We start from the raw sequence: 21,667 nt of genomic DNA on the forward strand, positions 1-21,667 counted from the left end.
ATCAAATTAAACTAGACAGTCTAGTTTGATTAAACTAGACTTCTCAGTCTAGCTTACGAGTAACTTTTGATAAACATACATTACTTACTATTAACAAACGCGATTAGGAATTGTCTCCCATGTTAAAGCGCAGTCTTATTTTTATCTCTTTCTTAGTCATTACAGGTTGTTCTAAACCTTCACCTGAACAGCCAAGCAAGCAAACCTATGCAAAAGCAGATCTCGTTACACTTGAGCCAGCAAGCAGTTACCAAATCCCTCGCGCATACATTGGCCGTATTTCAACGAACCAATTTACACCGCTTAGTTTTGAATACAACGGAACCTTAGACAGCCTGTTGGTTGATAATGGCGATCACGTTAAGAAAGGCGACACCCTCGCGCTACTCAACACACAATTAACAAAAATAAAACTCGCAGAGCTAAATGCGCAATTGGCGCAAAATAGTGCTCAAGTTGTTTTAAACAAAAGTAATTTGAAACGTATCAATAAATTAAAAGAAGATAACTATGCTTCCGCACAAACTTACGATGAGCTAGTTGCAGAGCAAGCTATTCTTGAGGCAAATAAACAGCAACTATCAGCAAATATCAATGCATTAGCGTACCAACTTAATCGCAGTCAATTAATTGCTCCTTTTGACGGTGTTATTTCGAATCGACAACTGGCACAAGGTGCTAATGTACGAGCTGGTGCGCCGGTGTTACAAATCATCAAACAAAACGATCAAGAAGTTAAAGTAGGTATCTCGTCAGAGTTAGCGTCTACCCTAAAACCCGGCCAACCGGTCGACGTTCAAATTAGTAATCAGTTGCATCAAGGCACCATCTTACGTATTGGCAAACAAATTAATGCTAGCAATCGCACGGTAAATTTACGTGTTGCATTAAGTAGCAATGTCAATGCCTACAACGATCAAATAGCTAAAGTCATTATTAATCAAACAATTAGCAAGCCCGGCTATTGGGTTCCGATGAGTGCATTAACTGATGGCGTCAGAGGGCAATGGAATTTATTAATCGCAACCCCTAAAAGCCAGCAATATCAATTGGAACTTGTTGCGGTAAAAGTTGAGTTTACAACGCAAACACGTGCTTTTATCACCGGTTTTGACTCAGATTCAACACTTTATGTTGCTCAAGGCGTTCATAAATTCGTCCCCAATCAAGTGGTAGAAAAACACACATCGTTACTTGCGGAGAACCAATCATGATACGTTCATTTGTAAAAAATGGGCGTTTAATGAGCCTTGCTATTGCCCTCATTGTTGTTGCGGGTTTAGGTGCTTTATCGACCCTTCCGAGAACTGAAGATCCAAGAATTACCAACCGCGTTGCCAGCGCAATTACAGAATTTCCAGGCGCAAGTGCCGAACGAGTTGAAGTACTCGTCACCGAAAAGATTGAACAAAAATTACGCAAATTACCTGAAGTTAAACTCATAACATCAGTATCTAGAGCGAATATCTCTGTGGTAAAAATTCAGCTTCATGATGAAGTTGTTGACACTAAGCCTATTTGGTCTCGGGTGCGCGATTTATTAAATGATGTAAAGCCTGAACTGCCAAATGGTTCATTCCCCTCGACCTTGATAGACGATCGTGGTTATGCCTATACACAACTTTTTGCGCTTAATTGGCAAGGCAACGGTGATGTCGATTTGGCGGCGTTAGGCCGTTATGCTAATGAATTGCAAAACCGTTTACGTAACATTACCGGTACAGATATCGTCAGTATTTATGGACGTGGCCAAGAAGAAATTCAAGTAACATTAGATCATGAATTGACCAGTCAAGTCGGTTTAACAAGCTTACAGGTTTCTCAACGCCTGTTAGGCGCTGATGCCAAGGTATCAGCCGGTGAATTAGTTAATCATGCGACTCAGATGCAGGTTGAGCTAAACGGTGCATTTAATGATGTTGAGCGTATTCGAAATATTCCTATCAAAGAAGCTCAAAACGGCAGCATTTTAAGGTTAGGTGACATTGCAACGGTAGAAAAGGGGTTGCAATGGCCAGCTAATGAGGTCGCACTTGTCAATAATCAACGAGCTGTTGTTGTCGGTAGTCGGATGTTGCCAGAAGTACGTATCGACCAATGGTCAGAAAAAGTAGCCAAAGAAGTCGCTTTATTTGAGCAACTGTTACCTTCAAATGTCTCGCTAGAATTACTTTTTGATCAAAATGCTTATACCAGCGAACGACTATCTGATTTAGTCACCAATATCATTATAGGTTTCACACTGATCACAGCAGTGTTAATGGTTACCCTTGGTTGGCGAGCCGCTATTATCGTTGCGTTCTCTTTGCCATTATCAGTGCTATTCACGCTCGCGTTTATGAACTTCTATGGCCTACCGATTCACCAAATGTCAGTGACCGGTTTAGTTGTTGCCTTAGGTATCATGGTTGATAATGCGATTGTGATGACAGATACCATCCAGCAAAAGCGTCAACAAGGCGCAGGGCGTTTAGATTCTGTTAGTTATGCTGTCAAGCATTTATGGTTACCGTTATTAGGTTCAACAATTACTACCATCTTGGCTTTTATGCCAATCGTATTAATGCCTGGTCCTGCCGGTGAATTTATCAGTGGTATTGCGCTAAGCGTTATTTTTTCGTTGATTGCTTCATACCTAATTTCGCACACGATTGTCGCAGGTTTAGGCGGTCGTTTTTTACAACGCCAAAATCAGCAAAAATCGACCTGGTATAACAACGGCATTTCATTGCCTACTCTTGGTCGCTATTTTGAGGCGAGCCTACAGTTTAGTCTTCGCCATGCTAAATCAGTGATGTTAACGGTAATGTTATTACCGCTTTTCGGATTTTGGGCCGCGGGCACATTGACGGAACAATTCTTCCCACCATCAGATCGAGATATGTTCCAAATTGAGCTATTTATGCCGGCTAACTCAAGCATATTAGCTACTGAAGAAGTTGCCCAAGACATCACCTCATTTTTAGATAGTGTAGAAGGCATAACTCACACTCGCTGGGTTGTTGGTAAAAATACACCGTCTTTTTACTATAATTTGGCACCTGAAAATGATGGCTCTAAACATTACGCACAAGCGATGATTACAACGAATCATTTTAGTACCACCAATCGTTTGATTCCGATATTACAAAAGCAACTTGATAAGCAATTTCCGCAGGCCCAGATCATTGTAAGAAAGCTAGAACAAGGACCTCCGTTTGCTGCGCCGGTTGAATTGAGAATATATGGGCCAAATCTAGATGAGCTCAAACGCCTAGGTGACGACGTGCGCCAATTAATGAGTACCGTAGATGATGTCATTCATACCAGAACGTCACTACAAGCCGGTGCACCAAAAGTTTGGTTAGATGCTGATGAAGCACAAGTGATGCTGTCGGGTTTAACACTCGTTGATGTTGCTAACCAATTGAGCAATACGTTAAACGGGACAGTTAATGGTAGTTTAATAGAAGTGACTGAGTCTATTCCTGTGCGAGTTAGCCTTGATAACGATGCCAGAAGTACGATTAGCCAATTACATAATATTCAATTAATTAGTCAATTTTCTGATTTACCCGTGCCGTTAAGTGCCATTTCTCAGCTAAATATAGCGCCTACACGCGGAGCGATTCCACATCGAGAAGGCGCACGTGTTAACACGATTGCCGCTTATATAACGGCTGGTGTACTCCCGTCTGAGGTGTTAACAGGTATTATGTCAGCGATTGACGAACAACAATTTACCCTGCCAAGTGGCTACCATTTAGAAATTGGCGGTGAATCAGCAGAGCGCGATTCTACGGTCGGTCAGTTAATGGCAAGTGTTGGCTTGATTATGACCTTATTATTTACAGTGGTTGTCTTATCTTTTAACTCGTTTCGAATCAGTGCAATTATCTTGTTGTCAGCTATGCAATCAATTGGTTTAGGTTTGTTTAGCGTTTACCTATTTGACTACCCATTTGGCTTTACGGTTATTATCGGGTTACTGGGCTTAATGGGCTTAGCGATTAACGCGGCAATTGTGATCATCGCTGAATTGAAATCAAGCGAAGCTGCCATCAAAGGTGACAAACAGGCTATTATTGTTGCAGTGCAAAGCTGTGCTCGTCACATTACATCAACAACGATTACAACGGTTGGTGGCTTTCTACCGCTGATTCTCGCTGGTGGTGGTTTTTGGCCACCTTTCGCCATTGCCATTGCTGGAGGCACAGTATTAACTACCCTACTATCCTTCTACTTTGTGCCAACCTGCTTTGCATGGTTAACAAGCAAAAAACCTTTCGAACAAACGTTACAAGCGGCATAAAAAATAAGGGCAGAGTTCTCACTCTGCCCTTATTCATTGATTAAATATTTAATCGTAAATATCGAAACCTTGTTTGATCTTTTCAATACGCTCTTGATGTTTGTGATGCGCTTTTAATGCCGCTACCGCAAATGCACCGATAATCGCTACTAAAGGGATTAATAATGCTAAGGTTCCCGGGTTAAATATATCTTGAATCCACTCCATAAAAATACTCCTTTCTTTTATGGTAATGCTAATTAGTCGCTAAAATTTCGTCCTCGAAAAACAACCTTTCGGTAGACAACTACTCTTCGAAGTATGTACCCCAACCATCATAATCAATTTTGCTTTTTTTTGCCAACTCATACATAGCTTTTACTTCATCATTGATAATTTCAACTTCAAGGGCTTGCTCTGTAATAATATCAAAAGCGAAAACTTTCGTACCGTCTTCAAGCTCAGCCTCTTCAGGTTCATCGACTTCTAAGCCCATTTTAAAAGCAGTAACTGCGGCTTGCTCTAACGCATTAAAATCAACACTAGAAAAATGATGTTCAATGGTATGATGAACTTCTTCATTCGTACCATCTTCAACAAGTTCTTCGATCAGCGTATTGGTATAGTCGAATAACTCTTGTAATTCTTGCTCAATCATTTGCCTAGCCTTATTTACCTTTATATGTCGGATATTCAGAACCAGCTTCAACACTGATTTCTTGAAGTTTTTCAGTCATATTTTCGCGCACTTGGTTTGCTAATGCACGTACTTCTTCCTTGCCGTCACTTTCTACAGTAACGGGCGGTAAAAACTCGATGATAATTTTACCATTATTCCAACGATTTAATTTTATCGTCTCATACTGGTTAGAGCTACAAATAGGAACTATCGGCACATTAGCGAGTGCTGCCGTGCGAAAGGCACCTGTTTTGAAAGGTAAAAGTCCTCGACCGTAGCTACGAGTACCCTCTGGGAATAACCAGACAGATAATTTTTTCTCTTTGATTTTTTGCGCTGTCAGTGCAATCGTGCCCATCGCTTTAGACGTGTTTTTACGATCAATCAAAATATTACCGGTAAGCCAATACATTTGACCAAAAAATGGAATCCATTTTAAGCTTTTCTTACCAACGCTTACCGTGCCTGGTCGAACAGCATTACTGACCGTAAATAAATCAAAAGTATTTTGGTGGTTAGCAATATAAACCACTGACGTTAACGCTTTAACTTCGTCAGGAATACGAATTTCGACGGTAATACCAATCAACTTTGATAGCTTACCCATCATTTGTGCAGCAGAGTACACATTATCTCGATGAAAAGGTCGTACAAGACAAGTCAAAATAGAAATGATTGAAATCAATCCTATCGCTAATGCTATAAGTATAATTCGGATGACAGCTAACAAAACGAATTCCTGACAAAATAAAAGCAGCAAGTATACACGCAAAACACGTGTACGCTAAGTAATGGCATGTACAGATGCGTTATTTTTAGTGAATATTATTTAACCAATTAGCTAAGTTGCTGATATTAACTATAGTTTATAATGATTCGTTAACTAAAAGATTAGCTATATGGAAAAAAATATTGTTGAATTTCGCTTTCTAGCCGAGCCTACAGATGTAAACTTTGGCGGTAAAGTGCATGGTGGCATCGTCATGAAATGGATAGATCAAGCGTCCTATGCTTGTGCAGCTCAATGGAGCAAAAGATACTGTGTTACCGTATCAGCAAACGCTATACGGTTTATTCGCCCAATACTTGTAGGTCAGATGATTAGTGTCGAAGCCCGTATTGTACATACTGGAAAATCTAGTATGCACATATACGTTGTGGTTCGTTCTGGCGACCCTAGAGGAGACAAAGCATCGATCACCAACCGCTGTTTTATTACTTTTATGGCGGTAGACGAGGCAGGCTACCCAACCCAAGTGCCTAAATTTGAGCCAGTGAAAGATGAAGATAAAATGCTAGAGCAGGTCGCGATGCATGCTAAGGATTTTGCTAAAGAGCTTGATGCAGACTTTGAAAAAACCCTCGGATGGAAATAATTGAACATGCCCTTACTTTGAGCAGATAACAGAGACAAAAAAGGTAGCCTTTAAGCTACCTTTTTACGTTATTTGATGACGGTTAAATTGGGTCGTTTTTTCTCAGTTGAAGGCTCTGCCTTCTTCTGTGGTTCTGCTTCTTCACTGCTAACGTCTGTCAAACTATCAGTAAAGTCTTCTTCCTCAATGTCGCTATGCTCAATTGGGAAGGAACTACCTGCACCATTTTCTTTGGCGTAAATAGCACCAACGCTACCAAAGGGTATAGTAATGTATTCTAATTTGCCACCAAATCGAGCGGTGAGCTCTATCGCTTGGTCGTTAAAAGAAATAGCACCAACTGCACCACCTGAGATATTTAACACAATCTGATTATCCTGAACAAACTGCCACGGCACTTGCACGCCTTGCACCGTTGTATCTACAGCAACATGTGGCGTTAAACGATTATCAGAAATCCAATCATAGAAAGCCTTAATTAAATAAGGCTTACTTGATGTCATCTCGCTAGACATTATGCTGGGTTACCGAAACGTAATTCACGCTCAGCTTCAGTTAATGACGCTTGGAACGACTCACGTTCAAATAATTTAAGCATGTAAGACTTAAGTTCTTTAGAGCCTTGGCCTGATAATTCAATACCAAATGCCGGTAAGCGCCATAATAACGGTGCTAAGTAGCAATCAACTAAGCTAAACTCTTCGCTCATAAAGTACGGCGCTTCATTTAAGATGGGTGCAACACTCAATAAGCTTTCTTTGAGTTCTTGTCGTGCTTTATCAGCACCGTCACCATTAGCAATAATAATTTTTGCTAAGCTGTACCAGTCATGCTCAATACGGTGCATCATCAGGCGAGAACGACCACGTGATACTGGGTAAACCGGCATCAATGGTGGGTGAGGAAAACGCTCATCTAAATATTCAATAATGATACTAGCTTCATAAAGCGCTAGTTCACGATCAATTAATGTAGGTACAGTGCCGTATGGGTTTAAATCAATTAAATCTTCAGGAAGGTTTGTTGGGTCGACTAAATGAATGTCTACACCTACACCTTTTTCAGCTAAAACGATACGAGTTTGATGACTATACATATCATCCGCGTGAGAATACAACGTCATCACAGAACGTTTGTTTGCAGCTACGGCCATAGTGCCTCCAGTAAAGGTAAAGAAAGGTATCAACTTACGTTGATAATGGGCTATATGATAACCGATCTAAGCAGAAATAGAAAACAGGTCAGACCACCGAACCAAAATAGCAAAAAAGGCAACCGAAGCTGCCTTTTTTAATATCATTCATTTGTTCTTAGTGAACGTCTTTCCAGTACTCTTTCTTCAAGAAATAAGAAAGAATAAAGAACACAACTAAGAAACCGATTACCCAGTAACCCAATGACTTACGCTCTAGTTTGTTCGGCTCTGAAACATATTCTAAGAAGTTAGTTAAGTCACGAACGAAAGCATCGTATTCAGCTTCTGTCATGCTACCACCAACAGCTTTAGTTAAGTTGCCGTTTGCATCTAGTGTACGCGTACCTTGAAGGTTCTGAAGTACATGCGGCATACCAACGTCTTTAAACACTGTGTTGTTTACACCAAATGGGCGTGCTTCATCAACATAGAATGAACGTAGGTAAGTGTAAACCCAATCAGGACTTCTAAAACGTGTTTCTAACGTTAAATCTGGTGGCGCAGCACCAAACCAGTTAGCCGCTTCTTTTGCTGGCATGGTGTTAGTAATATGATCACCAACTTTCTCACCAGTGTACATCCAGTTTTCTTTACCATCTTTCTCGTCAATACCTAAGTCAGCAAACGTACGGTTGTAACGTTGGTATTGTAATTGGTGACAAGCTAAACAGTAGTTAATGTAAGAACGGAAACCACGCTTTAATGATTCTTTGTCGGCTAAGTCGTTGCCAGCAGGATCTACCGGTACTGACGGGCCAGCAGCCATCGCTAATGCAGGCATTAACGTTGCTAATAAAACTAATACGAACTTTTTCATTATTTAGTCACCCTTTCTGGTACAGGCTTAGTCTTTTCATTTTTAGAGTAGAACCAGATTGCAACGAAGAATCCGAAGTAACCTAAACTTGCAATACGACCAATTAAGTTAGCCAAGTCAGATGCAGGTAAAGTACCTAATATACCTAATGCGATGAAACAGATAGCGAATTGAACAATATTGAATAAGTGTAACTTGCTACGGAAACGGAATGACTTAACCGTAGAACGGTCAAACCAAGGTAACGCGAATAACACACCAATCGCTGCAAACATGGCTAATGTACCAAGTAACTTATCTGGTACTACACGTAAAATGGTGTAGAACGGACCAAAGTACCATACTGGTGCAATATGCTCAGGCGTTTTCAAGCCGTTAGCTGGCTCAAAGTTTGGCGCTTCAATAAAGTAACCACCACCTTCAGGATGGAAGAACATCACCCAACAAAACAGAATTAAGAAACCTGCAACACCCATAATATCTTTCACAGAGTAATAAGGATGGAATGGCACGGCATCAACAATGTCATATTTCTTTGTATACGCTTCGTGGAATTCAAATTTAGACTTATCTTCTTCTTTCACACTGCCTTTCGGCTTCTTAATATCTGTACCTTCTGGGTTGTTAGAACCCACTTCGTGTAACGCTAAGATGTGTAAGAATACCAATACAACTAGTACAAGTGGTAAAGCGATAACATGTAGTGCGAAGAAACGGTTTAACGTAGCACCAGAGATAACATAGTCACCTTTGATCCATGTCGCTAAGTCTTCACCTACAACTGGAATCGCACCAAATAAGGAGATAATTACCTGTGCACCCCAGTAACTCATGTTACCCCAAGGTAATAAGTAACCCATGAACGCTTCAGCCATTAATACTAAGAAGATTAACATACCGAAGATCCATAATAATTCGCGTGGCTTCTGGTAAGAACCATAAATTAAGCCGCGGAACATATGTAAATAAACAACAACGAAGAATGCCGAAGCACCAGTTGAATGCATATAACGTAGCAACCAACCGTAGTCTACGTCACGCATAATGTATTCGATTGAAGCAAATGCACCATCGCCTGATGGTTCATAGTTCATCGTTAACCAAATACCCGTTAAGATTTGGTTAACTAAAACTAACATTGCTAACGAGCCAAAGAAGTACCAGAAGTTGAAGTTCTTTGGTGCTGGGTATTGTGCTAAATGCTTGTTCCAAGCATCAGTCACAGGAAGACGCTTGTCGATCCAAGCCATAAAATTTTCAAACATTACGCTTCTCCTGGGCTAACACCGATTAACAAGATGTCATCAGATGGAAATGAGTGCTCAGGCACCGCTAAGTTAGTTGGTGCTGGTACGCCTTGGAATACGCGTCCTGCCATATCAAATTTTGAACCGTGACAAGGACAGAAGAAACCATCAGTAACACCTTCAACAACTTCTTCGAAGTCGCCTTTACGGTATGTTGGTGCACAACCTAAGTGAGTACATACACCTAAAGCAACCATAATTTCAGGCTTAATTGAACGATGCTGGTTCACCGTGTATTCAGGTTGTTGCGGCTCTTCCGAATTAGGGTCACGTAATTGATCTTCATGATTACTTAACTCTGCGACGTTCTTTTCAGTACGACGTACCACGTAAACCGGTTTGCCACGCCACTCAGCGCGGACTAACTGGCCAGGCTCTAGCTTGCTAACATTGACTTCAACCGGCGCACCCGCAGCTTTCGCACGAGCACTCGGGTTCCAAGACCCAATGAAAGGCACAGCCACACCGACAACACCTACACCGCCAACTACCGAAGTAGCCGCAGTTAAAAAGCGTCGACGGCCGTTATTCACAGGCGTATTGCTCATTCAACTTCTCCAAATGTGTTTTTACCCCAACCTTTTCGATTTTTATCTTCTATAAATGGCATAAATGCCTCGAAAGTCGAGAGTAACCTAACGATAAAAAAATTTTTTTGATCATAATGAAAACCCCCTATTTTTACAAGGTAATTCAAGTATTTTCACTGAGATAAATTTAATTAATTTGTCTGTAGTATAGTCACTACGGGAGATATGTAACCAATGGGTTAATTGTCGATGAAATTTAGCGATAAAAAAAGCCGGCATAAGCCAGCTTTTTTGCATAAACGATAAATATTAACGTTTTGAGAATTGTGGACGTTTACGTGCTTTATGTAAACCAACTTTCTTACGTTCAACTTTACGAGCATCACGTGTAACGAAGCCAGCTTTACGTAAATCAGAACGTAAAGTTTCGTCAAATTGCATTAAGGCACGAGTAATACCGTGACGAATTGCACCAGCTTGACCAGAAATACCACCACCAACTACAGTGATGTTGAAGTCAAACTTCTCTAACATTTCTACTAATTCTAATGGCTGACGAACAACCATGCGAGCCGTTTCACGACCGAAGTAAACAGAGATGTCACGCTTGTTAATTGTGATTGTACCGTTACCAGCTTTCATGAACACACGAGCAGTTGAGCTCTTGCGACGACCAGTACCGTAATATTGATTATCAGCCATTGCTTATAGCTCCAAAAGTTGTGGTTGTTGTGCAGCATGCTTGTGCTCAGCACCAGCATACACTTTTAGCTTACGGAACATGTCACGACCTAAAGGACCTTTAGGTAACATGCCTTTAACAGCGAATTCGATCGCACGCTCTGGCGCTTTCTCGATAAGCTGTTCGAAGCTAATTTGCTTTAAACCACCAGGGAACTCAGTGTGCGAGTAGTAAATTTTACCTTTCGCTTTGTTACCTGTTACACGAACTTTCTCAGCATTGATAACTACGATGTAGTCACCAGTGTCTGCGTGTGGAGTGTATTCTGGCTTGTGCTTACCGCGTAAACGTACAGCGATCTCTGTGGCGATACGACCTAAAGTTTTATCTTCAGCGTCCACCAAAAACCATTCGCGTTGTACGCTTTCTGGTTTTGCTACAAAAGTTTTCATTTAAAAAACCCAATTTTAAAAAAGTTACTAAAATGATAAGTTTCAAGAACTTATCGATTCAAAATGGTTACGCTGCTACCCCTTCGAGTATCGAACCATGTCGCTTATTCCGGGAAAGAATAAACATTTGTAACGTTAGGGAGCGCAGGATTATAGTGAAGTTTGCCCAAAAGATCACCTATTTTTTGCGAAAAATAGTGAAAAACTTGGTAGAAAAGTAAAAACTTGGCGTCGACGTAAAAATTTTAACCAGCGCCAAGTTTACTTGACAGAAATTAAACCAATTCTTTGAAAAACGATTGATGAAAACTTTTTTCGCAGTAGTGACATTTTAACGCCACTTTGTCTTGTTGCTCTTTGATATAAAACGTTGATGAAACAGGCTCATCATGAGTAATACAGTTAGTGTTTGGGCAACTTAAGACTTCTTCTATTGCTTCAGGTAATGTGACCTTAAACTTTTCAACGACTTTGTAATCTTCAATGACGTTTATCGTAGCGTCTTGAGCAAACAAGGCTAACTGCTGGGCTTGTTCTTTAGTAAATTTAGTGTTTTCAACTTTGATCAGATCTTTTTTACCACCCGTGCTCTTTTTTAAATTAAGGCCTACAGTAATGCGATCTTGCTGCTTAGTTAATTCAAAAAAGTTTAAGATGCGAATTCCCATGCCGGCTGGAATATGGTCAATAACGGTACCACTAGCAATTGCTTCTACTTTTAATTTACGGCCAGTCATTACACACTCTCCTCTGATAACACTAAACTCAGCAACGCTTGGCGGGCATAAACACCATTCTCTGCCTGCTCAAAATAGTAAGCATAAGGCGTGGCATCTACATCAATGGTAATTTCGTCAACACGTGGTAATGGATGTAATACCTTGAACGTGTCTTTTACACTGTGGAGTAAATCGGCGGTCAAAACATACTTTGATTGCATATGCTGATATTCGGTTGGATCAAAGCGCTCTTTTTGCACGCGGGTGACATATAAGATGTCTAAAGCAGGCAAAATAGCTTCTAAGTCATCATGAAAACTAAACTTAACACCAGCTTGGCGTAATTCATCACACAAGTATTCAGGCATTGTCAGTTCAGGTGGTGCTACAAAATAAAACTCACAATCAAATAGGGCTAATGCTTGCGCTAACGAGTGCACTGTTCTGCCATATTTTAAGTCACCGACAAAGGCGATTTTCAGGCCTTCTAACGAACCTTGTGTCTCGTAAATACTAAATAAATCTAGCAGCGTTTGTGTTGGATGCTGATTAGCTCCGTCACCACCATTAATCACTGGCACATTAGCAAACTCTGAAGCGAGCCTTGCTGACCCTTCTTTAGGGTGGCGCATAAAAAAGGCGTCGGCATAAGAGTTTATCACTTTCACAGAATCCGCTAGGGTTTCGCCTTTTTTACCAAGTGATGTATTTCCGCCTGAATCAAAACCGATATGAGTGCCGCCTAATCGTTGAACCGCTGTTTCAAATGACAAACGAGTACGCGTTGACGCTTCAAAAAAACAACTCGCAATGATTTTGCCTTTTAAAAGGTCTGGTCGTGGCGTTTTTTTGATTGATTGAGCTTGCGCTACGATCAACTCAAGCTCTTCGCGAGAGAGATCGGCAATAGAAATGATATCTTTGTTATACAGCGTGTTTTTCATTCTTCATCTCATAACATAATGTAAGGAAAGGCAATTCAAAGACTTGCTGAGGGAGGATTCTAACATAACAAGCTAAATCCCGTCATCCGTTTTCAAACCACTAAAAGCAAAATGGGGTCCGTGTAAATAAATCACACTGACCCCATTTTTTAATTGAGCAAATCAATTACGGTAAATGCTCTGCCGCTAAATAATCATGCGACTGCATTTCTTGTAAGCGACTTAAGCAGCGCTTAAATTCAAAATTTAAATTTCCTTCAGTGTAAAGATCTTCCATTGCAACTTCGGCAGAAATAATCAGCTTAACTTTTCGTTCATAAAACTCATCAACAAGCGCGATAAAGCGACGGGCAGCATCATCATTGGTTGCGCCCATTTGAGTCACATTAGCTAACAGCACGGTATGATAAATTTTACTTAGCTCCATGTAATCACTTTGACTGCGGGCAGACTCACAAAGCGTTGAAAATTCAAAGTGTATAACACCATCAGATACTTCTACCGTAGGTAATTGGCGATGATTAATTTCAATATCAGCCAATTGCTGACCTTCTTCAGCTGAAAGCTGTTTGAAATACTGGCGCAAGTTAATATCGGCTTGCTGATCTAGCGGGTGATGATAAATTTCAGCTTGCTCTAACGTTCTCAAACGATAATCAACACCGCTATCAACATTAACCACTTCCGTATTTTCATTAATAAGCTTTATCGCTGGTAAAAATCTCGCACGTTGCAAACCATTGCGGTATAGCTCATCAGGAATAATATTCGACGTTGCCACTAACGTAACATTGCGGGCAAATAACTCTTCAAACAAGGTACCCAATATCATTGCATCTGTAATATCTGACACGAAAAATTCATCGAAACAAATGATAGAGGTTTCTTGAGCAAATTTTTTCGCGATAATTTTAAGAGGGTCTGATTGACCACTTATTTGCTTCATTTCATCATGAACACGATGCATAAATCGGTGAAAGTGAACCCGCATTTTGTTTTCAAATGGCAAGCAGTCATAAAAGGTATCAACTAGGTAGGTTTTACCGCGGCCAACACCGCCCCAAAAATAGAGGCCTTTAACTGCTTTTTGGTTCGGCGACCCCATCACCTTTTTCCAACGATTTAACACCTTTTTAAAGCCTGTGACCGGCACCGGGCGAGACGTTAAATCTTCATACAAGCGCTGTAAATGTTTAACGGCATTTTCTTGTGCGGCATCATATTGGAAATCATCTCGTTCTAAATCTTGTTTATACTTTTGTAAAGGAGACTGGTTAATCATTGGTCGACTCAGGCTAATTGAACTCTTGAATTTTGAAAAAAACCGTTTATATCTGCTATATCTGCAGCTAAAGGCAAGCTATAGTATACCAGTTGCTTTTACTAAACCAATCAGTAAAAAACCTCGTATATGGTTAAGTAGCAGAGCGCTTTTCGGTGAATATTTCATCTTATATCAATATGACAACAAATTAAGGTAGCGAAGTATGGATGTTGTTTCAGGAATTATTATTTTTATTTTAGGTGCGATTGTTGGTGCATTCGCGTTTAAGACGTTAAGTGCGTCTTCTCAAGAACAAGTCAAATTATCAGAAAAAGTTTCAGAAAGTGAAGCTGAGCTTGCCAAGTATAAAGAAGATGTCGCTGAGCATTTAGATAACTCAACACAGTTACTGTCTCAAATGAATGAAGCCTGCCAAGCGGCAATGAAGCAAATGGAACAAAGTACGCAGTTATTAAATCAAGCAACGCCAGAAAACACGGCAGCAATGCCGTTTTTCTCGCAAGAAACGCAAGAGCAACTCGCAAAAACTGCCGAGCTTCGTCATAACAGAGAGCGTAAATCAGAAGATAGTCTTACTGAGCAACCATTAGACTACTCTGACAATCCAAGTGGCTTATTCGACGATAAGAAACAAAGTGTTACAAATAGCGAATAGAAATTCAGGGAACTAACCCTAACCTAATAAGTCTCTATTTGAGTACCCGTACTTGAACAATTTATGGAGTTATTTTAAGTATGAAAAAACTTGGTTTATTTATTAGTGCTGCACTCGTTTCGAGCTCTTTAACTTTAGCTATTGCGCCTGCACAGGCGAAGTTACCTTTTTCCATTGGCTCTCAAGAGATGCCAAGCCTAGCGCCGATGCTCGAAGAAACAACGCCTGCTGTTGTGAGTATTTCTGTCAAAGGTACACACGAAATAGAGCAGCAAAGAATACCTGAAGCATTTCGATTTTTCTTTGGCAACCCTCGCCAACAGCCGCAAGAACGTCCTTTTAGAGGATTAGGCTCTGGTGTCATTATTGACGCTGATAAAGGTTATATCGTCACCAACAATCATGTCATTGATGAAGCTGACGAAATCATGGTGACATTAAAAGATGGTCGTCAAATAGAAGCAACTAAACTGGGCTCAGATAAAGACAGTGATATTGCGTTACTTCAAATCGAAGCAGATGAGCTTACCGAAATTGTGGTGTCTGATTCTGACGAATTACGCGTTGGTGATTTTACCGTAGCGATTGGTAGCCCTTTTGGTTTAGGTCAAACGGTAACATCAGGTATTGTAAGTGCGTTAGGCCGCAGTGGTTTGAACATAGAAAACTTTGAAGATTTCATTCAAACGGACGCTGCCATTAACAGTGGTAACTCTGGAGGCGCACTCGTCAATTTACGCGGTGAATTAATTGGTATTAATACTGCTATTTTAGGCCCTAACGGTGGCAATGTCGGTATTGGTTTCGCTATCCCGAGTAACATGATGCGTAACTTGGTGAACCAAATTATTGAGTTTGGTGAAGTACGCCGAGGTGTTTTAGGTGTTACAGGCCTAAGTGTTAATGGTGAAATCGCTAAGGCGATGGAACTAGAAACAAACCAAGGTGGTTTTGTTGAACAAGTTGCTAAAGATTCAGCCGCAGAAGAAGCAGGGATCAAAGCCGGCGACGTTATTACCAAGGTAAATGGCAAGCGCATAAAATCGTTTAGTGAATTGCGCGGAAAAATTGGTTCTATTGGTGCAGGTAAAGACGTAAAAATCACGGTGGTTACGCGCGAAGGTAAAGAAAGAACCTACAAAGTAACGCTTAAAAAACCACAAAGCCCTAAATTAGAAGCAGTTAAGCTGCACAATATGCTCGATGGTGCTCAACTAGAAAGCCATGAAGATGAAAAAGGTGTAAAAGGAATATTAGTGACCAGTGTCGCTGAAGATTCTCCAGCACACTATATTGGCTTGCAGGCAAATGACGTGATCATTGGTGTTAACCGCACTAAAACGAACAATATGGGTGAATTAAGAGAGTTCTTTAAAGATAGAGAAGGGTTGTTTGCCTTAAATGTATTACGCGGCAATACTACGCTCTACCTAATGCTTCGTTAATCAATTAACATCTTAAAAAACCCGCTAAATGCGGGTTTTTTATTATAAATAATAAAAAGAATAGCCGCCCTGCCTACACCAATTTTAAAAATCTGTGATAAGCTAAAAATATTATAAAAATTAATTATCTGTAAGTTTCGTGATGTCGTATTTTAAATATATTTTTCGTGCAATCAGCTACGGTGTAATGGCTGGTGTAGTCGCACTTATCCTTTTTCCGCAATTACGAGGCGACGAAGGCTCATTTTTTGATTTATTTGATCCTGAACCTAAAAAGCCAGCACCTTTGTCATATGCACAAGCAGTTAAGGTCGCTAGTCCAGCAGTCGTTAATTTATATTCTCACGAGATTATTAACAGTAATCGTGTAACGCGCCGCAATACGATCAGCACAAAACTAGGCTCTGGTGTCATCATGGACAGCCAAGGCTTTATTGTGACGAATTACCACGTCATTAGAAATGCCGCACAAATTATTGTCTTATTGCAATCAGGAGAAGATTACGCAGCAGAGCTCATTGGCTATGATTTAGTAACCGATCTTGCTGTGCTTAAGGTAGATGCTGTCAATCTGCCAGTTATTCCCCAAGAGCTAAACATGGAGCCTTATGTTGGTGATGTGGTATTAGCAATTGGCAACCCATTAAATCTAGGTCAAACCGTCACACAGGGTATTATTAGTGCTGTAGGACGTTCGGGATTAAGTGCTACAAGTCACTTAGAATTTTTGCAAATGGATGCGGCCATTAATGAAGGTAATTCTGGTGGCGCATTAATTAATAGCAATGGTGATTTAGTCGGTATTAACTCGCGTAAAGTCGATAAAGAAGAACTTAACGTTCAAGGTATCTTTTTGGCAGTACCGTATAAGCTAGTTTATAAGGTGATGACTGAAATCATAGAAAACGGTCGCGTTGTACGAGGTTGGTTAGGTATTAGTACGATTGAATACATTGAAAACGCGAAAGGTTTTTTAATTGGTGATGTGGTCGTCAACGGTCCAGCGCAAAAAGGCGGTCTATTAAAAGGTGATATTGTTCATACAATTGATGGTGTTGAAATCACAAGTATTGCACAGGCACTTGATATTGTTGCTGAAACTAGGCCTGGCACCGTGTTAAATTTTGAGGTTTATCGTAGTAATACAAACAAAAGCCTTGCCGTAACAATCGGCGCTTTCCCCATTTAGAAAAAAGGCAGGTTATTAACCTGCCTTTTAATTAAGTGATTAGCTTTGACGAGACTTGCCACGCTTTTTACCTTTCTTGTTTTGCTTCATAAAGCGTTCAAACGTCGACTGTTGTTCAGCCGTTAAATTATGCCAAATTCTATGATGAAGACTGGCATTGTTAACTGATAATTGTTGAATAGCCTGCTCTTGTTCACTGGTTAATGGTGACATTTGGTCATAAGTACCGCTTGCTGACAACAATGCCACTTCTTGCGATTTAGCCGCCATTTTGATGCTCTTCAATTGACCTTTATTCTCACTAAGCTGAGCCAATAACGGTGCAACTACAGTTTCCTGCTCTTGCGTTAACTCAAGCTTTTTCATGATTTTTGCTTGACGTTTCTCCATACGCTCATCTGATTTACCAGACATTTTAGCTAAACGCTTTTCCAGCATTTCTATGTATTTTGCTTGTTGTTGTGGTGTTAGTATCAGCCAAACGTCTTGTTTTGTCGCTAAACGCTTTTCCATCTGCTGAGACTTGAACTTGTGCATGTCAGCTACTAGCTGCGCAACTTGAGTTTCGTCCCAGGTATCTTGCTTAATTTGCTCTCCAAGCGATTGAAGCAGTGCTTTGAAAGATTCACGTTGGCTGCCTGCTTCGCTACGTTTAGCTTTAAAAATGGCTTTAACGTCTTCTTTTTGAGCGTCTGTTAAGTCTAGTTTTTTCAACATTTTGTAAGCACCATGCTGCATATTGTGGCGATGTTCACTATGCGCAAAGGCACTAGATATCGCAGCGGGAATTAACATGGCTGATAAACTTATTGCTAACACTTTTTTATGTATTGCTTTCATTTGCGCTTCCTATTTAGTTAATTAACTGTCACGAATCATTGTAACGATTGCAATGAAAAGAAACGCAAAGCTAATGTAAAGTTGCGTAAAGGTTGAACAGTGATGCTGGGCGTTTAGCTATTTGATTTGATAAGATACACCTATATTAATTGGAGTCCTTTATGTCTGAAAAATCACTGTTGATCATCGACGACGATGTAGAATTAACTGAATTGCTCTCGCAATACTTGTCGAGCCAGAGTTATTTAGTTGACGTTGCCAACGACAGCGAGCAAGGCCTGCAAATGGCGCTTAGTAGCGACAAGTACGATCTCATTCTACTCGATGTGATGATGCCTAAACTGAATGGTTTTGATGTATTAAAACAGCTAAGGCAAACGTCAATCACCCCCGTATTAATGCTAACAGCTAAAGGCGATGATTTTGATCGCATATTGGGGCTTGAGCTTGGCGCCGACGATTACCTCCCTAAACCATTTAATCATCGTGAGTTGACAGCTCGTATTAATGCGATTGTCCGTAGGGTCGACTTTCATGCAAAACCTGAGCAACCCCAGAACTTAACGATTGACCACTTAACGATCATCCCTAACAGACAAGAAGCCTTCTACAAAGAAGAAGCGCTAACATTAACCGGAACAGAGTTTGCGATCTTACACCTTTTAATGGCACAGCAGGGCGAGCTAGTCTCCAAGGAAACAATTTCTGAGAACGTATTTAGTCGAAAGCTAATGGCTTTTGATCGTTCAATTGATATGCATGTGAGTAATATCCGCAAGAAAATCCATCAATTTAGTGAGCATACATCAATTAAAACTGTACGTGGTTCTGGCTACATTTTTATGGGTGCTCAATGAAGCGGCAACATATCAACAGACTCAAGAAGTTAAACCCAAAACACAGTATTTTTGGTCGCCTTTTTCTATGGTTCTGGTTAGCTACCATCGTGCTAATTACCAGTTCAATATGGCTTTCGCACCAATTTACCGACCATGACCAAATTAGACCTGTTGACCAAAAACAACAGAATGTTTTACAAAAAGTGACGGAACGCATTGATAAACTTAATCAACGCGCCAGAAAACCTAAAGACTTGAAAAAGCTTGCTTATCACTTAGAAAGAAGTTTTATCTACGACATTTTCATATACGATGTTAATAATAATACTTGGGTGACGATGTTTCCCGATGGCAAGTTTCGTTACAAGAAACGATTTGAGCGTATGTTAGCCTACGATACACCGCTGACCTTTAATGTCGGTCGAATGACATTTTCAGGGCCAGTAAAAGCAATAAGTAATCAACAACCCATTCTTGTTTATGTCGGGAAACATAAAAAAGGCAGTGCATTGCATAACTTTAGAGAAAACCACCCCGGTTGGTTTGTCTTTATTGTCTTAACTATTAGTGCTTTATTGTGTTTGTTTATGGCATGGTCAATCAATAGACCATTAAAAGCTTTACAAGAAACAGTACAACAAATGGCGTCTGGTAATTTGTCGGCACGGGTTGATAATGCAGATAGTCGTCATGATGAGATAGGAAAACTAAGCCAAGATATAAACTTTATGGCTGAGCAGGTTCAATCGTCAATTAACGCGCAAAAACGATTAATAGCCGATATTTCCCACGAATTACGCTCGCCCTTAGCACGCCTGCAAATTGCAATAGGTATTGCGCAACAAGCGAGTGAAAATAACCCGAAAGATATCCAAGTAACATCATTGCAGCGCATCGAAAAGGAAGCGGATGAAATAGAGTCAATGATTACTCAGGTATTAGCGTTATCTAGGCTTGAAGCCAATCAACAAAGTTTTGACTTTGAAACAGTGAATTTAACCAGCTTAGTCGAACAAATGGCACAAGACGCTAATTTTGAAGCCAGTGCGCAAGGTAAGACATTAACTAGTCACTTGGACTCAAACGTAAAAGTCAAAGGTGATGGTCAATTGCTTAGTCGCGCATTTGAAAACTTAACACGTAACGCCGTTAAGTATGCCAACAATAATATCGACATCCTATTGCGCCAAGAAGCAAACAAGATAACCTTTACCGTTATTGACGACGGTACCGGGGTTAGTGAAAATGAAATTGACAAAATCTTTACCCCTTTTTATCGCGCTTCTGCATCAAGAAATAGAGAGTCTGGTGGTGTCGGGTTAGGATTAGCGATAACACGCTCTGCGGTTCATATTCATCAAGGCAGTATTACAGCAACCAACGTTGAACCCAATGGTTTAAATGTCACGGTCACTTTACCGATGAATACAAGCGATAAATAACCAGCAACGGCCATAATAAAATAAGGGTAAAGTAAACCTTCACCCTTACTCATTACATTTGATAAAGCCTTGCCATGCGGGCAACAAATGCGTCAGCAAAACGTTGCGGTGACTTATCATCCATATTGAAATACAACGACGGTTCAATAAGTTCAGCCTCCATCAAGGCAAACCCTTGATTTGTGCGCACAAAATCTACGCGCGCATACAGTGGCATTTCACCAATTTCAGCTAACGACTTTTCAGCTGCTACCACTAACGATTGCTCTGGCGTGATCGTTTTTAACCGCCCGCCGTGCTCTTCTTGAACACGGAAATCATCCTGCTTAGGTGTTTTTAAAATGGCATGGCTATACTGTCCGTCAAAATAGAACAGTGAAAACTCACCTTCATTTATCACATCTTCAATAAACGGTTGAATAATAAAAGGCTTGTCTTTAAATACTTCGACAAGTTCGTCAGCCCGGTCTATTGCTTGTTCAAGCGTTAACCAAAACGTATTATCCGCATTGGCGCTAATGCGTGGCTTAAAAACAACTTGGTCGGTATCGAAATGGTTAAAAAAGCGTTCAATTTCATTTTTGTTCAACTGCTCACGCCATAAGCTAGGCACAATCATCACACCTTGTGCTTCCAGCGCTTTTAGATACTGCTTATCGATATTCCACTTAACAATATCTAACGAGTTCTCTAGCACTGCTCGTGAGCTTTCAATTTCTGTTAATACCTTAATAAACGCTGGAGCATCATCTTGGTAATCCCAAGGGGTACGAATGATGACAACGTCAAATTTGTTCCAATCTACACCGGTTGCACGCCACGAAATAAACTCAGTGTTCCAACCGTAGGCTTCTAATGGCTCAATTAACAAATCATCATATGCTTCAAAATCATCGAGGTTGTCCATTGATAAAATTGCGCACTGCTTCATTACTTTGTCCTTTTTTACTCTTATATAAAATAAAGGGTCAAAGTAAATATATTACTCTGACCCAATGATA

Annotated in this window: 23 protein-coding genes; 8 read left to right on the top strand and 15 right to left on the bottom strand. The window is 40.4% G+C overall.

The window, feature by feature from the left end; all coding sequences use genetic code 11:
- Positions 1-119: 119 nt before the first annotated feature.
- Both QQK02_RS14020 and QQK02_RS14025 read left to right on the top strand, forming a co-directional pair.
- Complete coding sequence (locus QQK02_RS14020) at positions 120-1,214, top strand: efflux RND transporter periplasmic adaptor subunit (protein ID WP_284208710.1); 1,095 nt, start codon at positions 120-122, stop codon at positions 1,212-1,214.
- Positions 1,211-4,291: an efflux RND transporter permease subunit gene (locus tag QQK02_RS14025; RefSeq protein WP_284208711.1), complete on the top strand. Its 3,081-nt coding sequence runs from the start codon at positions 1,211-1,213 to the stop codon at positions 4,289-4,291. The genes QQK02_RS14020 and QQK02_RS14025 overlap by 4 nt, the downstream gene beginning before the upstream one ends.
- Positions 4,292-4,339: 48 nt before the next feature.
- Here QQK02_RS14025 and QQK02_RS14030 read toward each other — a convergent pair whose 3' ends face one another.
- The 3 genes from QQK02_RS14030 to QQK02_RS14040 form a co-directional block, all read right to left on the bottom strand.
- Positions 4,340-4,498 carry a hypothetical protein gene (locus QQK02_RS14030; protein ID WP_284208712.1) on the bottom strand — a complete coding sequence of 53 codons (159 nt, stop codon included), beginning with the start codon at positions 4,496-4,498 and terminating at the stop codon, positions 4,340-4,342.
- 79 nt (positions 4,499-4,577) lie between these two features.
- Positions 4,578-4,928 (bottom strand): ribonuclease E inhibitor RraB, encoded by a 351-nt coding sequence (gene rraB, locus QQK02_RS14035; RefSeq protein ID WP_284208713.1) that lies wholly within the window; start codon positions 4,926-4,928, stop codon positions 4,578-4,580.
- A 10-nt stretch (positions 4,929-4,938) separates the two neighbouring features.
- Complete coding sequence (locus QQK02_RS14040; RefSeq protein WP_322790617.1) at positions 4,939-5,577, bottom strand: 1-acylglycerol-3-phosphate O-acyltransferase; 639 nt, start codon at positions 5,575-5,577, stop codon at positions 4,939-4,941.
- A gap of 271 nt (positions 5,578-5,848) precedes the next feature.
- Between QQK02_RS14040 and QQK02_RS14045 the strand changes: the two genes are divergently transcribed.
- Positions 5,849-6,325, top strand: a complete 477-nt coding sequence (locus QQK02_RS14045; RefSeq protein ID WP_284208715.1) for an acyl-CoA thioesterase — start codon at positions 5,849-5,851, stop codon at positions 6,323-6,325.
- A gap of 68 nt (positions 6,326-6,393) precedes the next feature.
- Here QQK02_RS14045 and QQK02_RS14050 read toward each other — a convergent pair whose 3' ends face one another.
- The 10 genes from QQK02_RS14050 to zapE form a co-directional block, all read right to left on the bottom strand.
- Positions 6,394-6,840: a ClpXP protease specificity-enhancing factor gene (locus tag QQK02_RS14050; protein ID WP_284208716.1), complete on the bottom strand. Its 447-nt coding sequence runs from the start codon at positions 6,838-6,840 to the stop codon at positions 6,394-6,396.
- Positions 6,840-7,478 carry a stringent starvation protein SspA gene (gene sspA, locus QQK02_RS14055; protein ID WP_284208717.1) on the bottom strand — a complete coding sequence of 213 codons (639 nt, stop codon included), beginning with the start codon at positions 7,476-7,478 and terminating at the stop codon, positions 6,840-6,842. Before sspA ends, QQK02_RS14050 begins: the two co-directional genes overlap by 1 nt.
- A 157-nt stretch (positions 7,479-7,635) precedes the next feature.
- Positions 7,636-8,337 carry a cytochrome c1 gene (locus QQK02_RS14060; protein WP_284208718.1) on the bottom strand — a complete coding sequence of 234 codons (702 nt, stop codon included), beginning with the start codon at positions 8,335-8,337 and terminating at the stop codon, positions 7,636-7,638.
- Positions 8,337-9,602, bottom strand: a complete 1,266-nt coding sequence (locus QQK02_RS14065; protein ID WP_284208720.1) for a cytochrome b — start codon at positions 9,600-9,602, stop codon at positions 8,337-8,339. Before QQK02_RS14065 ends, QQK02_RS14060 begins: the two co-directional genes overlap by 1 nt.
- Positions 9,602-10,192 (bottom strand): ubiquinol-cytochrome c reductase iron-sulfur subunit, encoded by a 591-nt coding sequence (gene petA / locus QQK02_RS14070; RefSeq protein WP_284208721.1) that lies wholly within the window; start codon positions 10,190-10,192, stop codon positions 9,602-9,604. Before petA ends, QQK02_RS14065 begins: the two co-directional genes overlap by 1 nt.
- Before the next feature lie 291 nt (positions 10,193-10,483).
- Complete coding sequence (gene rpsI, locus QQK02_RS14075) at positions 10,484-10,876, bottom strand: 30S ribosomal protein S9 (protein WP_284208723.1); 393 nt, start codon at positions 10,874-10,876, stop codon at positions 10,484-10,486.
- 3 nt (positions 10,877-10,879) lie between these two features.
- Positions 10,880-11,308, bottom strand: a complete 429-nt coding sequence (rplM, locus tag QQK02_RS14080; protein ID WP_284208724.1) for a 50S ribosomal protein L13 — start codon at positions 11,306-11,308, stop codon at positions 10,880-10,882.
- A gap of 275 nt (positions 11,309-11,583) precedes the next feature.
- Entirely contained in the window at positions 11,584-12,045 is a 462-nt protein-coding gene (gene pyrI / locus QQK02_RS14085; protein WP_284208725.1) for an aspartate carbamoyltransferase regulatory subunit, read from the bottom strand.
- On the bottom strand, positions 12,045-12,971 hold the full coding sequence (gene pyrB / locus QQK02_RS14090) for an aspartate carbamoyltransferase (protein WP_284208726.1): 927 nt from the start codon (positions 12,969-12,971) through the stop codon (positions 12,045-12,047). Before pyrB ends, pyrI begins: the two co-directional genes overlap by 1 nt.
- 166 nt (positions 12,972-13,137) lie before the next feature.
- Positions 13,138-14,253: a cell division protein ZapE gene (zapE, locus tag QQK02_RS14095; RefSeq protein ID WP_284208727.1), complete on the bottom strand. Its 1,116-nt coding sequence runs from the start codon at positions 14,251-14,253 to the stop codon at positions 13,138-13,140.
- Positions 14,254-14,458: 205 nt separating this feature from the next.
- On the opposite strand from zapE, the gene QQK02_RS14100 reads away from it, so the two are divergent.
- The 3 genes from QQK02_RS14100 (at position 14,459) to QQK02_RS14110 (ending at position 17,545) form a co-directional block, all read left to right on the top strand.
- Positions 14,459-14,911, top strand: a complete 453-nt coding sequence (locus tag QQK02_RS14100; RefSeq protein ID WP_284208728.1) for a YhcB family protein — start codon at positions 14,459-14,461, stop codon at positions 14,909-14,911.
- A gap of 80 nt (positions 14,912-14,991) precedes the next feature.
- Positions 14,992-16,356, top strand: a complete 1,365-nt coding sequence (locus QQK02_RS14105) for a Do family serine endopeptidase (protein WP_284208729.1) — start codon at positions 14,992-14,994, stop codon at positions 16,354-16,356.
- Positions 16,357-16,498: 142 nt separating this feature from the next.
- The gene (locus QQK02_RS14110; protein ID WP_284208730.1) at positions 16,499-17,545 is read left to right on the top strand and encodes a trypsin-like peptidase domain-containing protein; all 1,047 of its coding nucleotides are present in this window, start codon (positions 16,499-16,501) and stop codon (positions 17,543-17,545) included.
- Positions 17,546-17,584: 39 nt separating this feature from the next.
- On the opposite strand, the gene QQK02_RS14115 is transcribed toward QQK02_RS14110, so the two are convergent.
- A complete protein-coding gene (locus QQK02_RS14115) occupies positions 17,585-18,385 on the bottom strand; it encodes a Spy/CpxP family protein refolding chaperone (protein ID WP_284208733.1) in 801 nt (266 codons plus the stop codon).
- A 161-nt stretch (positions 18,386-18,546) separates the two neighbouring features.
- Here QQK02_RS14115 and QQK02_RS14120 point away from each other — a divergent pair, with 161 nt between their 5' ends.
- Positions 18,547-19,242, top strand: coding sequence for a response regulator transcription factor (locus QQK02_RS14120; protein WP_284208734.1), 696 nt, complete (start codon positions 18,547-18,549; stop codon positions 19,240-19,242).
- Positions 19,239-20,666, top strand: a complete 1,428-nt coding sequence (locus QQK02_RS14125) for an ATP-binding protein (RefSeq protein ID WP_284208735.1) — start codon at positions 19,239-19,241, stop codon at positions 20,664-20,666. The genes QQK02_RS14120 and QQK02_RS14125 overlap by 4 nt, the downstream gene beginning before the upstream one ends.
- Positions 20,667-20,718: 52 nt before the next feature.
- On the opposite strand, the gene QQK02_RS14130 is transcribed toward QQK02_RS14125, so the two are convergent.
- Complete coding sequence (locus tag QQK02_RS14130) at positions 20,719-21,597, bottom strand: ATP-grasp domain-containing protein (protein WP_284208736.1); 879 nt, start codon at positions 21,595-21,597, stop codon at positions 20,719-20,721.
- Positions 21,598-21,667 lie beyond the last annotated feature (70 nt).

The sequence above is a fragment of the Thalassotalea eurytherma genome (genome assembly GCF_030161415.1).
In the GTDB taxonomy this organism is placed as follows: domain Bacteria; phylum Pseudomonadota; class Gammaproteobacteria; order Enterobacterales; family Alteromonadaceae; genus Thalassotalea_G; species Thalassotalea_G eurytherma.

Bases quoted from the DNA above. Each gene is read 5' to 3' on its own strand.
- QQK02_RS14020 (WP_284208710.1), top strand. From the start codon at position 120: ATGTTAAAGCGCAGTCTTATTTTTATCTCTTTCTTAGTCATTACAGGT.
- QQK02_RS14025 (WP_284208711.1), top strand. From the start codon at position 1,211: ATGATACGTTCATTTGTAAAAAATGGGCGTTTAATGAGCCTTGCTATT.
- QQK02_RS14030 (WP_284208712.1), bottom strand. From the start codon at position 4,498: ATGGAGTGGATTCAAGATATATTTAACCCGGGAACCTTAGCATTATTA.
- rraB (WP_284208713.1), bottom strand. From the start codon at position 4,928: ATGATTGAGCAAGAATTACAAGAGTTATTCGACTATACCAATACGCTG.
- QQK02_RS14045 (WP_284208715.1), top strand. From the start codon at position 5,849: ATGGAAAAAAATATTGTTGAATTTCGCTTTCTAGCCGAGCCTACAGAT.
- QQK02_RS14050 (WP_284208716.1), bottom strand. From the start codon at position 6,840: ATGTCTAGCGAGATGACATCAAGTAAGCCTTATTTAATTAAGGCTTTC.
- sspA (WP_284208717.1), bottom strand. From the start codon at position 7,478: ATGGCCGTAGCTGCAAACAAACGTTCTGTGATGACGTTGTATTCTCAC.
- QQK02_RS14060 (WP_284208718.1), bottom strand. From the start codon at position 8,337: ATGAAAAAGTTCGTATTAGTTTTATTAGCAACGTTAATGCCTGCATTA.
- QQK02_RS14065 (WP_284208720.1), bottom strand. From the start codon at position 9,602: ATGTTTGAAAATTTTATGGCTTGGATCGACAAGCGTCTTCCTGTGACT.
- petA (WP_284208721.1), bottom strand. From the start codon at position 10,192: ATGAGCAATACGCCTGTGAATAACGGCCGTCGACGCTTTTTAACTGCG.
- rpsI (WP_284208723.1), bottom strand. From the start codon at position 10,876: ATGGCTGATAATCAATATTACGGTACTGGTCGTCGCAAGAGCTCAACT.
- rplM (WP_284208724.1), bottom strand. From the start codon at position 11,308: ATGAAAACTTTTGTAGCAAAACCAGAAAGCGTACAACGCGAATGGTTT.
- pyrI (WP_284208725.1), bottom strand. From the start codon at position 12,045: ATGACTGGCCGTAAATTAAAAGTAGAAGCAATTGCTAGTGGTACCGTT.
- pyrB (WP_284208726.1), bottom strand. From the start codon at position 12,971: ATGAAAAACACGCTGTATAACAAAGATATCATTTCTATTGCCGATCTC.
- zapE (WP_284208727.1), bottom strand. From the start codon at position 14,253: ATGATTAACCAGTCTCCTTTACAAAAGTATAAACAAGATTTAGAACGA.
- QQK02_RS14100 (WP_284208728.1), top strand. From the start codon at position 14,459: ATGGATGTTGTTTCAGGAATTATTATTTTTATTTTAGGTGCGATTGTT.
- QQK02_RS14105 (WP_284208729.1), top strand. From the start codon at position 14,992: ATGAAAAAACTTGGTTTATTTATTAGTGCTGCACTCGTTTCGAGCTCT.
- QQK02_RS14110 (WP_284208730.1), top strand. From the start codon at position 16,499: ATGTCGTATTTTAAATATATTTTTCGTGCAATCAGCTACGGTGTAATG.
- QQK02_RS14115 (WP_284208733.1), bottom strand. From the start codon at position 18,385: ATGAAAGCAATACATAAAAAAGTGTTAGCAATAAGTTTATCAGCCATG.
- QQK02_RS14120 (WP_284208734.1), top strand. From the start codon at position 18,547: ATGTCTGAAAAATCACTGTTGATCATCGACGACGATGTAGAATTAACT.
- QQK02_RS14125 (WP_284208735.1), top strand. From the start codon at position 19,239: ATGAAGCGGCAACATATCAACAGACTCAAGAAGTTAAACCCAAAACAC.
- QQK02_RS14130 (WP_284208736.1), bottom strand. From the start codon at position 21,597: ATGAAGCAGTGCGCAATTTTATCAATGGACAACCTCGATGATTTTGAA.